We start from the raw sequence: 13,486 nt of genomic DNA, 5'->3' as shown, positions 1-13,486 counted from the left end.
TTCAAACCCCGACCATGGCAGCGCCGATCACACCCGCCGAATTGCCCAGCCTGTTGCGCAGCACGGGGGTGTGGAAGTCATCGTTGAAGACCATGCGCTGCAGCCGAAGAGCACCCTCTTCATACAGTTCATTCATGCTGGCAAGCCCACCGCCGATGACGATCACATCCGGGTCCAGAATGGCGACCACGTTGGCGACCGCGCCGGCAAATTGACTGAGGAATCGGTCCAGCAGTTCGACGGCTGCGCCCTCGCCATGGCGCGCCATTTCAACTATGCGGGCGGCATCGGCGGATTGCCCAGTGGACTGCCGGTAGCCGGCCTCCAGCGCAGTTCCGCTCAGATAGCGCTCGACGCATCCTTGGCGGCCGCAATAGCAGGCAGGCCCGTCCGGATCGATGGACATATGGCCCCATTCTCCGGCGATGCCATGGCGCCCGCTCCACACGCGACCATTGACCACGATGCCTGCCCCCACTCCTGTGCCAAGCACGAGCCCGAGCACGCAGCCGTGACCGCTGCCTGCGCCTTGGAGGGCTTCAGCCATCGCAAAGCAGTTGGCATCGTTTTCCATGGCGAATGGGCGGCCCAGCCGCTGGCGCAGATCCGCCTGCAGAGGATGGCCGTTCAACTCGGTTGCATTGCAATTTTTCAGCAAGCCGGTGGTTTTCGAAATGGACCCCGGGGTGCAGATTCCCAATGTCGCGTCTTCACCCAAAACCACAGCAGCCAGTTGGGAATGCATTTCGATAATGCGCTGCAAAACTGGAAGATAGCCGTCGCTGGCCCGGGTCTCCATTCGGATTCGCCGGCATTCTCGATATTGATGGTCGAGTACGATGCCTTCGATTTTCGTCCCGCCCAGATCGATCCCGATATGGAATCTTTCCTTCGAATTTTCCTTATCCGCGTCCATGCGAAAGATACCCCCCATCCATTTGATTCTTGCGTTCGACGCTGTGGCACGCATGCGCAGCTTCAACAAAGCGGCAGACGAGCTGAATATTTCCCACAGTTCCGTCAGCCACCGGATTCGTGAACTGGAACGACTGCTGGGCAATAGCCTGTTCACACGGACGACCCGCTCGGTCGCGATGACCCCCGAAGGCGAGCATTTGCATCAGCAGATGAAAGACGCGTTGGACACGCTGGAAGAGGCCTTCTCGGGCTTCACGCAGGAGCGCAGCGTGATCCGAATCAGCGTGTTGCCTTCTTTTGCACGCTTTCGGCTGGTTCCAGCCCTCACCGAATTCCAGCGCCTGCACCCGGCCGTCTCCATCGAGGTGTCGCCGACCACATGCAAGGTGGACGTCGATCAGGGAGAGGCAGACATTGCCATCCGGTTCGCCAAAGCACGGCCCCAGGCCCACCATTGCGAACCGCTGCTGGAGGACGAGTGGTTTCCAGTGGCTGCACCGGCCTATCTGAAACGTTGCGATGCGCCCAGTGTCCAGGACCTGTTCAAACGCGCGGTGTTCCTGTCCCATAGCAGGCAGCCCTGGGAACCCTGGCTCAAGAAGGCCGGCATACAGATCTCGCCGGCGCAGCGCACGCTGACCTATTCCGACACAGGCTTCATGCTGGATGCAGCCCTCAATCTGCAAGGGATCGCACTGGGTCGGCGTTCTCTGGTGAAAGGCCTTCTTCAAAACGGCAGTCTGGTGCGGGTCTCCGACATCGCCATTCCGTCGGAGCAGGCTTATTTCCTGCTCGCATCGGAGCGGGCCTTGATCTCTCGCCACGGCAGCACCGTGATCCATTGGATCCGCGCATTGGTGCAAGATGGCTAATGAACGATGGTCAGCACGATGCCGACCAACACGCCTGAAATTGCCAGCATTTTTTGCCGAATGAATCGCTCGGCGAAGAACAGGGCGCTCAACGCGAACACCATGACGAGATTGGTTCGCCGAAGCACCGATATCACCGAGATCAGAGCGCCTTCGGTCTGCACGGCCGTGAGATAAATGAACTCGGCCAATATGTACGCAGCGGCAATCGCAGGAACCGCCCAATTTCGGGACAACAGGCTTCGGCATTCCATCGCCCCGAAAACCCAGGGCAATAGCAGCAGCGCCATGCCGCCCCGCTGAATGGCCGAATACGCCTGGACGGCGGCCAAGTCCAATTGCAGGGTTGCCAGAATGTGCTTGTCGTAAAGCGCGTTGGCCGAAGACAGCAACGTGGCCGCGAGCATGCACAGCACCCACCCGTTGCGCTGAAACCGGATGCCCTCTTTTTGCCCGATCAAAGAGAACAGGTAGTAGGACCCCATGGAGACTGCGAGCCCCATCCATTGCCACCAGTTGAGTTGCTCGGACAGAAAAACGATGGCACCCGCCGCCGTCCAGAGCGGCCCAGAAGCGCGCACGCCCGCGGAGATCGACAACGGCAAGGACTTGACCGAGTAGTACGAAAGAATCCACGTGACCACCATCATTGCGGATTTGGGCAGCAAGGCCAACTGCTCGGCCCGGGTCAACGCGGCAGGGTACAACCCCATGGGTTGCAGCGTGCCTGCCCAAGCGGCCGGCAGGAAAAAGAACGGAGCCCAGATCAGCGCGCCGAGAACGGACGACCACAGCACCACCTCCAGGACCGTTTTTTCCTTGAGGGCGAGTTTGGTCAAAAAGTCGTAGGTTCCCAGCACCAACCCGGCCAGCAGGCCCAAAGCAATCCATGTCATGTTCGGGCATCAAAGTGCGAGAAAGCCGCCGTCCACGGGCACCACCGCGCCCGTCAAAAAAGAGGCCTGGGGACTGCTGAGCCAAAGCACGGCTTGCGCCACGTCATTCGGCTCACCCACGCGCTTCATGGGCAGCCGCTCGGCCCATCCCTCCAGACCGCCGGAGACAGCACTGGAGCGGGCCAGCATCTCCGTGGAAATCGGCCCAGGGGACACGGCATTCACGCGCACACCATAAGGAGCCGCCTCGACTGCGGCGGCCTTGGTCAGCGCAAGCGCTGCATGCTTGGAAGCGGTGTACGCGCCCGTTCCTTCCAGGATCGTGCGATGGGCGTGTACGGACAGGTTGTTGACGATGCAACCCGAACGCCGCTCGTACATCGGTCTGAGCAGATGTTTCATGCACAGCATGAACCCTGTGCAATTGGTGCGCATGACCGCTTCAAACGCGTCGATGTCTTGGTCGACGATGGCCGAGGCTGTTCCAACGCCCGCATTGAGGAATGCGATGTCCACGACACCAAGGCGGCGCTCGACATCGTCCATCAGGTTCATCACGTCGTTCTCGCTGCCGACATCGCAGGCCACCGCGAAGCCGATTCCGCCGGCGTCCAGAATCATCTTGGCGGTCTCAGCGCAGGAAGACACCGTGCGGCCCGCGATGGCCACGTGGGCGCCTTGCTTGGCGAACGCAAGCGCCGTCGCCCGCCCGATGCCCGTGCCTCCGCCAGTGACCAGCACCACCTTGTCCTTGAAAGCGTTCATGGGGTCCGACCTGACAACGAGTTCAGCAACGATGCGATGGCCCGGGCCAGCACCCCATCCTGGGCAGACGCGGCACCGCTGATTCCGAGTCCGCCCACCAAGGTTCCTCCCACCAGCAGCGGAACGCCGCCTTCCAGGGGCAGGACGTCGGCCAGGGCGAGATAGGCGGTCTTGCCCTGTTCCAGCGCCTGCTGCATCGCGGCGGTGTCCCTGCGGAAATAAACCGCTGTCCGCGCCTTCGCAATCGACGCATCGATCGATCCCAGAAAGGCATCGTCCGCACGGGCAAACGCCAGAAGGTGTCCGGAACTGTCCACCGCCGCCGCCGAAACGGCCAGGCCTTCGTCCAGGCCTGTGATCAGCGCGCTTTGCACCAATTGCTGCGCCTGGCTGGCGCTCAGCCGCGAAAGACCGGTTTCAGGCATCTGCATGCGCCATCTCCTCGGCAGCAATGCGGATGGCATCGGCGTCCACATCATTCACAAAGCGGCATGCGCCGATCCCGTAGGGCAGTGGCAGTCGCTGCCGGCCATCGCGATGACGCATCGTGTCGGCCAGCGCCTCCTGAAGCAGGTCGGGCTGCTCGAAAAAGCGATGCCGCAAAGGCAATTGCATGGATTTCATGACACGCACGACCCGACGCACATCCTGGTCTGCAAGGAGTCCTCTCGCCCGCGCCAGGCGGCAAGAGAACAGCACATCCAAAGCGACCGCCTCGCCATGCAGCAATTCGGGCAGCGCCTTCATCTCGATCAGCGGAGCAAACGAGTGTCCGAAATCGACGCATCGGTCCAGCGTGAGCTCCCACAGGTTGGGAGCCAACTCTTCCAGCATGCCCTCCACCGCCAGACCGATGACCTCCGGAGCGACGATCCCGTCCTGGAAGCGGGTCAGCAGCAGCATCTCGGAGTGCCGCTCCAGCAGGTCGAACAACCGAGGGCTCTTGATCACCGCGAGTTTGAGCAACTCTCCCATTCCATTGGAGAGTTCGCGGGACTCCACCGTCGACAAGAAGCTGCGATCCAGCAGGGCAACGGTGGGCGCGTGGTATGAGCCCAGGCGGTTGCGACGATCCAGCGCATTCACGGCCGTCTTGATACCCACCGCGGCATCCCACAGCGCCATGGCGTTGGTGGGAACCTTGACGTAAGGAATCCCTCGCCGATAGAGCCCTGCTGCAAAACCGACGAGGTCGAGCAACACGCCACCTCCGATGGCAACCACGGGCTCCGAACGGCGCAGCACCCCTGCCGATTCGAGGTGGCGGGCGATCGTCATGGCCGCATCCAGGTCTTTCGTTTCTTCCGAAACGGAAAGACTCAGGATGGAAACCTCGACTCCATGGTGACCATAGTACGCACGCATTTCTTCGCCGTAGAGTTGATCCACGCGTGCATCGATCACGATGGCTTGGCGCAAACAAGGCTGGGCCCTGCCGCAGGCGATCAATTCGAGGGAGTCGAGACCGAAGATGCCATCGATCTGGCGCACTTCATATGAAACCTCCTGGGTCGCATGCACCCTCCAGCCATGCGCCTCAAAACGGGTCAGCGCTCCCATGCTTGCCGGCCATATTACCCGATCGTTCATCCATGCCCTCCCTTTTTTGTAGGGAGCCAAGCGTATTGCGAAGCGATGTCGGCATTGCTGAACGTTTCGCGAGCTTTCTACGGCTTGGTTGATGAATCCCTCACAAGCGCAGGCAAGCGGGCCAAAGCCGGGTCCCGGTTTATCTGGAGCGCCCCCTAGCGAGCACGGGGCCGTAGATCGCCTTGATGCCGACTGACCGAGCAACGATCAATGCGGGTGCAGGGAGGAATGGAGAGGTCGACCCTGCACTGTGGGAACCGCAAAGCCCAGAGGGCAAGAGAATGCGGTAAGACAAAGAAAAAACGGGCTACCGCTTTTGGCGATAGCCCGTTGATTTTTTTATAAATGGTCGGCGTGGCGGGATTCGAACTCGCGACCCCTTGCACCCCATGCAAGTGCGCTACCAGGCTGCGCTACACGCCGACAAGACTTAGATTATATGCACAAAAAACTCAGTTCAAGGAAAGCAGCGCACGAATTTCAAATAATTCCCGCCGCAGGACCTGAGCATCTAAGAGAGCAATCGAGGGCAACGCTGTTGTCTGGCTCGACAGGTCGGTCCCATGTGCTGCCTGCAGGGCGAAAGAGGAGTTGCCATCCATCTCCGGCGGCAGGGAGTCGACCTCCTGAAGGCGATTGCGCGCGCCGCTGATCGTGAAGCCTTGCTCGTACAGCAGATCCCTGATGCGACGGATCATGAGCACCTCGTGGTGCTGGTAGTAGCGGCGGTTTCCCCTGCGCTTCATGGGCCGAAGCTGCGTGAACTCCTGCTCCCAATAGCGCAGTACGTGCGGTTTGACGCCACAGAGCGCGGCCACCTCTCCAATGGTGAAATACCGTTTGGCCGGGATGGGAGGAAGCGGTGTGCCCATGGGACGCGGTTTCTAGCGAATAAACAAGCAGCGTACTGCAGCCGGAACAAAGGCGCCAGCCACTTCCGTTCAGTGGCAGGCGGGAAAGAGACAGCGCTTCAGCCAGCAGCGCCCGCGTTCTGGATCTGCTCCTTGAGCTTGCTGCTGGCATGGAAAGTCACGACACGGCGGGCCTGAATCGGAATCGCCTCGCCCGTGCGGGGATTTCGCCCCGGCCTCGGGGCTTTGGTACGGATCTGAAAGTTACCGAAGCCCGACAGCTTCACGTCTTGACCGTCCACCAGGCGCTGCGCAATCAGATCGAAAAAAGCATCGATCATGTCTTTCGATTCACGTTTATTCAGACCAATGTGATCGAACAGAAGGTCCGCCAGCTGTGCCTTCGTCAGCGCAGGGGTTTCCAGGCTTTCTACCGCAAATTCCATCACGTCAGCGCTCCCGTTCAGCATCGTCATCACCGCAACCTCGCACCGGTACGGCTCGACAGTTGTTCGACCACCGACTGAATCGTCGCTTCGATTTCAGCATCCGTCAGCGTGGCGCCATCAGCCCCCAGCGTCAGGCGCACGGCCAAGCTCTTTTCACCGCTGGCGAGACCACCAACAGCGGCTTCGCCATCACGCAAAGGCTTGGGCCGGAACACATCAAACAGCACCGCCGCGCGAAGCCGTGTAGGAGGCACGGCAGCCTGAATGGCCGCCATCACATCGGCGTGCGTGATCCGCTCGGCAACCACTACGGCCAGATCCCGCTCCACAGCCTGATGCTTGGCCACTGCATGAAAACGAGGGACCTGCCGCTGCATGACCGCATCGAGTTCCAGCTCGAACATGACTGGGGCTTGGGGAAGCTCCCAGGACTGGCGCCACCGAGGGTGCAACTCCCCGATGAACCCAACGGCCTGGCCATTCAACAGCACGCGGGCACACCGACCAGGATGCATGGCCGGGTGCGTTGCAGGCTCAAAAACGGGCTTCAGGGGAGCAAGCAGCGCCTCGACATCGCCTTTGGCATCGAAGAAATCCACGCCCTGCTCTCTGCGGCCCCACTGAAGAAGGTCGGCTGCGCCGTACGCAAGACCAGCCACGCGCATGGGCTGATGAAAACCTTCTACCGTGGTATCAGACCCCGCAACGGACGCATCGCGCAGAAAGACCCGGCCCAACTCGAAAACCCGCACGCGCGACGCCTTGCGATCCAGGTTGAACTTCAAGACCTGCAGCAAGGAGCCCAGCAGCGACGAGCGCATCACGCTCATCTGGCTGGCAATGGGGTTCAACAAACGGATGGGCTGTGGATTGCCCGCCAGCTCGTGCTCCCAATGCTCCTCCACGAAGCTGAAGTTGATGGTTTCCTGGTATCCAAGCCCCGCCAGTGCACGACGCACGGCAAAAGGCCCCCGACGCTCTTCGGCACGCAGCTTGGGCGTGATGGGCGCCAATGGCGGCGTGGTAGGCAGTTGCTGGTAGCCCACCATGCGAGCCACTTCTTCGATGAGATCTTCCTCGATCGCGAGATCGAACCGATAGGCAGGCGGCAGCACCGTCAACGTGCCCTCGCCAGAGGTCACTGGCAGTCCCAGGCGCTTCAGCGCATCGGCACACTGCTCTTGCGTCAATGGCATGCCGATCACCTTGACGGTTCTGGCAACACGGAGCGTGACGGGCTTGGCTTCAGGCATGTTCGGACACTGGTCGTCCATCGGCCCGCAAGCGGTTTCAGGCGTGCCGCAGATGTCGATCACCAACTGCGTGATGCGCTCAATGTGTTCCACAGTCTGGCTCGGATCCACGCCACGTTCGAAACGATGTCCAGCATCGGTCGAGAAGTTATAGCGGCGCGAGCGGCCAGCCACGGCCTTGGGCCACCAGAAAGCCGCTTCGATGTAGATATGGCGGGTGTCGTTCGACACGGCCGTCGCATCGCCCCCCATGATGCCCGCCAGCGATTCGACCTGGCTTGCATCCGCAATGACGCCCACCTTTTCGTCGAGGGCGACGGTGTTGCCATTCAGCAATTTGAGCTCTTCGCCTGCACGCGCCCAACGCACATCCAGGGCGCCGTGAATTTTGTCCAGATCGAAAATGTGCGAGGGGCGACCGAGCTCGAACATCACATAGTTGGAGATATCGACCAGCGGGGAGACGCTTCGCTGCCCGCAACGTGCAAGCCGGTCCAGCATCCACTGCGGAGTCGCAGCCTGCGTGTTGATGTTGCGAACAATACGTCCCGAGAATCTCCCACACAGATCCGAGGCGCTGATCTTGACTGGCAAAACGTCGCCATGACCCACCGGTACCGCCGGAAACTGCAGCGGCTTCAGCGGCGCTCCAGTCAGGGCAGAGACTTCACGCGCGATGCCGTAAACGCTCAAGGCATGTGCCAGATTGGGCGTGAGCTTGAGGGTGAACAGCGTGTCGTCCAGGTTCAGATGCGTCCGAATGTCCTGCCCGAGCGGAGCATCGGCCGCCAATTCCAAAAGGCCTCCATGGTCTTCCGAGAGCTTCAACTCCCTGGCGGAGCACAGCATGCCCTGGCTTTCCACACCGCGAAGCTTGCCCACCTTGATCAAGAACGGTTTGCCATCCTCCCCGGGAGGCAACTCCGCACCGACAAGCGCGCAAGGCACTTTGATACCGACGCGTGCATTGGGCGCACCACACACGATGTTGAGCAAAGCACCCTGCCCCGTATCGACCTGGCAAACGCGCAGGCGATCAGCACTTGGATGCTGCACCGCCTCCTTGATTTCTCCCACCACGATCTTCGTGAAAGGAGGCGCCACAGGCTGCAGCTCTTCCACTTCGAGCCCTGCCATGGTCAGTGTCTCGGCCAATTCTGTGGTCGAAAGTGGAGGATTGCAGAACTCGCGCAGCCAGGATTCTGGAAATTGCATATTCAGTCTTCAGTGATTCTTGAGCGCAGCAGCCCTCGTTAGGTGGGCCGCCTGTATGGAACGCAGCGTGCGGTTTACTGGAACTGCGAAAGAAAACGAATGTCGCCATCAAAGAAGAGGCGCAAATCATTGACCCCATAGCGCAGCATCGTCAGCCGGTCAGGACCCATGCCGAACGCAAAGCCGATGTATTTTTCTGGATCGAGGCCCATGTTCCGCACGACGTTCGGATGCACTTGACCAGAGCCCGCCACTTCGAGCCAGCGCCCGGCCAAGGGGCCTGTCTGGAACTGGATGTCTATTTCGGCACTGGGCTCGGTGAAAGGGAAAAAGCTGGGCCGAAAGCGCAAGACCAAATCATCGCTTTCAAAGAAAGTACGGCAGAAGTCGGTAAAGACGACCTTCAGATCCTTGAAGCTCACGTTCTCGCCGATCCACAGGCCTTCGCACTGATGGAACATGGGTGAGTGCGTGGCATCGCTGTCCACGCGGTACGTACGGCCCGGGGCAATGACGCGGATCTCCGGCATGGCCTGGCCCGAGTCGATCAAAGCGCGGTGTTTTTTGACATGCTGAACGGCATGGCGGATCTGCATGGGGCTGGTATGCGTGCGCAACAGGTTCGGAGCGGTGGCCGTGCCGCCCTCGACATAGAACGTGTCGTGCATGGAGCGCGCCGGGTGGTCTTCAGGCGTATTCAACGCCGTGAAATTGAACCAGTCGGATTCAATCTCGGGCCCCTCGGCCACGTCAAAACCCATCGAGCCGAAAATGCCCTCGATGCGCTCCAGGGTCAAGGACACGGGATGCAATCCACCTTGCCCCCGTTGGCGTCCAGGCAAGGTGACATCCAACGATTCCGCCTGCAGTTGTGCCTCCAGCTCGGCATCCGCCAACGCTTTTCGGCTTGCGTTCAGGGATGCTTCAATGGCCTGCTTGGCGACATTGATGGCGGCACCGCGGGATTTCTTTTCCTCAACGGACAGCTGGGCCATGCCCTTCATGAGCTCGGTCACTCGCCCCGACTTGCCCAGGAACTGCGCCTTGGCATTTTCCAGATCGGCAGGGGTGACGGCTTGCGCGAACAGGTTCCGCGCGCTTTCGACCAGGGAGTCCAACTCGTTCATACCAGCTCTCATCGTCTCTTGGAAATGAACAAGGGCTAGTGCCTTTTCAAGCCCTAGCCCTTGCGTTTATTGCGCAAGCAGCTATCAATAAGATAGCTACCAGTCGTGAACTCAAGCAGCAGCCAGCTTGGCCTTGACTTGCTCCACGATGCTGCCAAAAGCAGCCTTGTCGTGCACCGCGAGGTCGGCCAGCATCTTGCGGTCGATCTCAATGGCAGCCTTCTTCAGACCGTTCGTGAATTGGCTGTAGGTCAGGCCCAATTCGCGCGAAGCGGCGTTGATACGGGCGATCCACAGTTGGCGGAACACGCGCTTCTTGGTGCGGCGGTCACGGTAGGCATACTGCCCAGCCTTCATTACCGCCTGTTTGGCGATACGGAAAACATTACCGCGGCGACCACGGAAACCCTTAGCAAGGGCCAGAACTTTCTTGTGACGGGCACGGGCCGTTACACCACGTTTGACGCGAGGCATGTGAGTACTCCTTGTTCGTCGTTGTTAAAGGCCAGCACCAGGCAGCATTTGCGCAATGGAGCCCATATTGGTCTCATGCACAGAAACTGCACCACGCAGATGGCGCTTATTCTTGGTGGTCTTCTTCGTCAAGATGTGACGCTTGAAGGCTTGACCGCGCTTGACGGTGCCACCGGGACGAACGCGGAAACGCTTTTTCGCGCTGCTCTTGGTCTTCATTTTGGGCATGTGAATGCTCCTTTTGTTTGTGCTCGCGAGGCGTTTGCGAACCGATCCGCAACCTTGTTGGCCCCGAGTCACTTTTTGACGGCAAGGCCTTGGCCTGCCGTTCGGTGCCGCTTTCACGGCCCCTATGCCCGAGCCAGCCTTGAGGCTGGCCCGGTCAATTTACTTAAACACTTAGCTCACCGGCCACATCAAGCAGCGGTGGTGGCGCCTTCCGCTGCCGGTTTGCCAGCAGGCTTCTTCTTACCAGGCGCGATCATCATGATCATTTGCCGGCCTTCGAGCTTGGGAAACTGCTCAATTAGGATGGTGTCGCCCAAATCATCGCGAATGCGATTGAGCAAGGCCAAGCCCAATTCCTGATGGGTGATTTCCCGACCGCGAAAGCGCAGGGTGATCTTGCATTTGTCACCCTCCGCCAGAAAGCGGCGAATGTTGCGCATCTTGATGTTGTAGTCACCATCATCCGTACCGGGACGGAATTTGATTTCCTTGATCTCGATGACCGTCTGCTTGGCCTTGGCCTCTGCCGCGCGTTTTTGCTCCTGATACTTGAACTTGCCATAGTCCATCAGGCGACACACGGGAGGGTTGGCCGTGGCGGCAATCTCCACCAAGTCCACATCCAGCTCGCCCGCCATGCGGAGGGCTTCCATGAGGCTCACGACCCCGAGCGGCTCATTCTCAGGGCCGGAGAGGCGAACCTCAGGGGCCATGATTTCACGGTTCAGGCGGTGCTTGCGCTCTTCGCGCTGGCGACGATCACGAAATTCAGTAGCGATGGCTATTTTCCTTCAATCAAAATGCTACGAATAACGTAGCGAGTACCGCACAGCTCACGCGGGCTAAAGCCAAGTTTGACATCAAATCAAGCTTTAGAAGCGATGTCCTGGGCGATCAGCGCTACGAACGCTTCGAGGGACATCACACCGAGGTCTCGATTGCCCCGGGCGCGCACTGCGACAGCTCCTGCAGCCTTTTCTTTCTCACCGGCGACGATGATGTAAGGCAGCTTTTGCAACGAATGCTCTCGTATTTTATACGTAATCTTTTCGTTACGCAGGTCAAGCGCCACCCTAAGGTCTTGATTCGGCAGTGCTTTTTGAAGCTTTGCGGCGATTTCACGACAGTAATCGTCCTGTGCACCCGTGATGTTCAGCACAGCCACCTGCACTGGTGCCAACCAGACCGGCAACGCGCCTGCGTGCTGCTCGATCAAAATTCCGATGAAACGCTCCAGGCTGCCAACGATGGCACGGTGAAGAACGATGGGGCGATGGCGGGCACCATCTTCCCCAACGTACTCGGCACCCAGCCGCTCAGGCATGGAAGGATCGACCTGAATCGTGCCGCATTGCCAGTGACGGCCAATGGCATCGCGCAGCGTGTATTCCAGCTTGGGGCCGTAGAAAGCGCCGTCACCGACGGCGATTTGGTAGTCGCAGCCAGAGGCTTTCAGGCTTTCAATCAATGCATTCTCTGCCTTGTCCCAGCTTTCTTCGGAGCCGATGCGCTTTTCAGGCCGGGTGGCGACTTTGTAGATGATGTCCGTGAAGCCGAAGTCTTTATAGACCTTTTGCAGCAGCGTGGTGAAGTTGATGCATTCCTGCTGGATCTGCTCTTCGGTGCAGAAGATATGTCCATCATCCTGGGTGAACGCACGCACCCGCATGATTCCATGCAGGCCACCCGTCGGCTCATTGCGATGGCACTGGCCGAACTCGCCGAAGCGCAAAGGCAGATCGCGATAGCTCTTCACGCCTTGGTTGAAGATCAGGATGTGCCCGGGGCAGTTCATCGGTTTGAGCGCATAGTCGTGCTTTTCGCTCTCCGTCGTGAACATGTTCTCGCGGTACTTGTCCCAGTGCCCCGTTTTTTCCCACAGGTGCTTGTCCAGGATTTGCGGGCCTTTCACCTCTTGGTAGCCGTTGTCGCGATACACCTGACGCATGTACTGTTCGACGCCCTGCCAGATCGTCCAACCTTTGGGGTGCCAGAAAACAGTACCGGGCGAGTGCTCGTCAATGTGGAACAGGTCCAGCTCTCTGCCGAGGCGACGGTGATCGCGCTTTTCGGCCTCCTCGATGCGCTTGACGTACGCGTCCAAGTCTTTCTTGTCGGCCCACGCGGTACCGTAGACGCGTTGCAATTGCTCGTTCTTGGCATCGCCACGCCAGTACGCACCGGACACCCGCGTCAGCTTGAAGACTTTCAGGAATCGTGTGTTGGGCACGTGGGGGCCACGGCACATGTCTACGTACTCCTGGTGGTAGTACAGACCCATGGCTTTCTCTTCGGGCATGTCCTCCACAAGACGCAGCTTGTAGTCTTCCCCACGCGCCTTGAACACCTCGATCACCTCGTCCCGCGGGGTCATCTTCTTGATCACGTCGTAGTCCTGCGCGATCAACTCCTTCATGCGCTGCTCGATGGCAGCGATGTCGTCGGGCGTGAAAGGCCGCTCATAGGCGATGTCGTAGTAAAAGCCTTCGTCGATGACGGGGCCGATGACCATCCGGGCCGTCGGATAGAGTTGCTTCACGGCGTGGCCGACCAAGTGCGCGCAGGAGTGGCGGATGATCTCCACGCCTTCCTCATCGCGCGGCGTGATGATTTGCAGGCGGGCATCGTGGTCGATCACATCGCTGGCATCCACCAAGCGCCCATCCACTTTGCCTGCCACCGTCATCTTGGCCAGTCCTGGACCGATGGACTGGGCCACCTCTGCCACCGTCACCGGGCCAGGATATTCGCGTTGGGAATTGTCGGGGAGCGTGATCTGAATCATTGAAGAATCCTTGTCGAGGGGGTGGCGCGCGGTGCCACAAAGCAAAAAGCGCGGAACGAAGTC

14 protein-coding genes and 1 tRNA gene are annotated in these 13,486 nt (G+C 59.7%); 1 reads left to right on the top strand and 14 read right to left on the bottom strand.

Annotation, left to right across the window (positions count from 1 at the left end; genetic code table 11):
- Position 1 precedes the first annotated feature (1 nt).
- Entirely contained in the window at positions 2-982 is a 981-nt protein-coding gene (locus tag AVKW3434_RS14420; RefSeq protein ID WP_284406388.1) for an ROK family protein, read from the bottom strand.
- On the opposite strand from AVKW3434_RS14420, the gene AVKW3434_RS14415 reads away from it, so the two are divergent.
- Positions 969-1,790 (top strand): LysR substrate-binding domain-containing protein, encoded by an 822-nt coding sequence (locus AVKW3434_RS14415; RefSeq protein ID WP_284406387.1) that lies wholly within the window; start codon positions 969-971, stop codon positions 1,788-1,790. The two genes, AVKW3434_RS14420 and AVKW3434_RS14415, sit on opposite strands and share 14 nt — an antisense overlap.
- Here the strand turns inward: AVKW3434_RS14415 and AVKW3434_RS14410 are convergent.
- From AVKW3434_RS14410 to thrS, 13 genes are all read right to left on the bottom strand, one after another.
- Positions 1,787-2,686 (bottom strand): DMT family transporter, encoded by a 900-nt coding sequence (locus AVKW3434_RS14410; protein ID WP_284406386.1) that lies wholly within the window; start codon positions 2,684-2,686, stop codon positions 1,787-1,789. The genes AVKW3434_RS14415 and AVKW3434_RS14410 overlap by 4 nt on opposite strands.
- A 9-nt stretch (positions 2,687-2,695) precedes the next feature.
- Positions 2,696-3,451 (bottom strand): SDR family NAD(P)-dependent oxidoreductase, encoded by a 756-nt coding sequence (locus tag AVKW3434_RS14405; protein WP_284406385.1) that lies wholly within the window; start codon positions 3,449-3,451, stop codon positions 2,696-2,698.
- Entirely contained in the window at positions 3,448-3,882 is a 435-nt protein-coding gene (locus AVKW3434_RS14400) for a GlcG/HbpS family heme-binding protein (protein WP_272563831.1), read from the bottom strand. Before AVKW3434_RS14400 ends, AVKW3434_RS14405 begins: the two co-directional genes overlap by 4 nt.
- Positions 3,869-5,011, bottom strand: coding sequence for a sedoheptulose 7-phosphate cyclase (locus AVKW3434_RS14395; RefSeq protein WP_284406384.1), 1,143 nt, complete (start codon positions 5,009-5,011; stop codon positions 3,869-3,871). The genes AVKW3434_RS14400 and AVKW3434_RS14395 overlap by 14 nt, the downstream gene beginning before the upstream one ends.
- Before the next feature lie 376 nt (positions 5,012-5,387).
- Positions 5,388-5,464: transfer RNA gene (locus AVKW3434_RS14390), tRNA-Pro, on the bottom strand.
- Positions 5,465-5,493: 29 nt separating this feature from the next.
- Complete coding sequence (locus AVKW3434_RS14385) at positions 5,494-5,913, bottom strand: MerR family transcriptional regulator (protein WP_284406383.1); 420 nt, start codon at positions 5,911-5,913, stop codon at positions 5,494-5,496.
- 98 nt (positions 5,914-6,011) lie between these two features.
- Entirely contained in the window at positions 6,012-6,368 is a 357-nt protein-coding gene (locus tag AVKW3434_RS14380; protein WP_272563834.1) for an integration host factor subunit alpha, read from the bottom strand.
- Positions 6,368-8,809 (bottom strand): phenylalanine--tRNA ligase subunit beta, encoded by a 2,442-nt coding sequence (gene pheT / locus AVKW3434_RS14375; protein ID WP_284406382.1) that lies wholly within the window; start codon positions 8,807-8,809, stop codon positions 6,368-6,370. Before pheT ends, AVKW3434_RS14380 begins: the two co-directional genes overlap by 1 nt.
- Positions 8,810-8,883: 74 nt before the next feature.
- Positions 8,884-9,936, bottom strand: a complete 1,053-nt coding sequence (gene pheS / locus AVKW3434_RS14370) for a phenylalanine--tRNA ligase subunit alpha (protein WP_272563836.1) — start codon at positions 9,934-9,936, stop codon at positions 8,884-8,886.
- 111 nt (positions 9,937-10,047) lie between these two features.
- Positions 10,048-10,410, bottom strand: coding sequence for a 50S ribosomal protein L20 (gene rplT / locus AVKW3434_RS14365; RefSeq protein ID WP_092745027.1), 363 nt, complete (start codon positions 10,408-10,410; stop codon positions 10,048-10,050).
- A 24-nt stretch (positions 10,411-10,434) separates the two neighbouring features.
- The gene (rpmI, locus tag AVKW3434_RS14360; RefSeq protein WP_092745026.1) at positions 10,435-10,638 is read right to left on the bottom strand and encodes a 50S ribosomal protein L35; all 204 of its coding nucleotides are present in this window, start codon (positions 10,636-10,638) and stop codon (positions 10,435-10,437) included.
- A 188-nt stretch (positions 10,639-10,826) separates the two neighbouring features.
- The gene (gene infC, locus AVKW3434_RS14355; protein WP_284400508.1) at positions 10,827-11,423 is read right to left on the bottom strand and encodes a translation initiation factor IF-3; all 597 of its coding nucleotides are present in this window, start codon (positions 11,421-11,423) and stop codon (positions 10,827-10,829) included.
- A gap of 80 nt (positions 11,424-11,503) precedes the next feature.
- Entirely contained in the window at positions 11,504-13,423 is a 1,920-nt protein-coding gene (gene thrS, locus AVKW3434_RS14350) for a threonine--tRNA ligase (RefSeq protein ID WP_272563837.1), read from the bottom strand.
- Positions 13,424-13,486 lie beyond the last annotated feature (63 nt).

The sequence above is a fragment of the Acidovorax sp. SUPP3434 genome (assembly GCF_030159015.1).
Taxonomy (GTDB): Bacteria; Pseudomonadota; Gammaproteobacteria; order Burkholderiales; family Burkholderiaceae_C; genus Paracidovorax.
The sequence above is the reverse complement of the archived record's forward strand: the minus strand, read 5'-3'. Positions and strand labels throughout refer to the sequence as shown.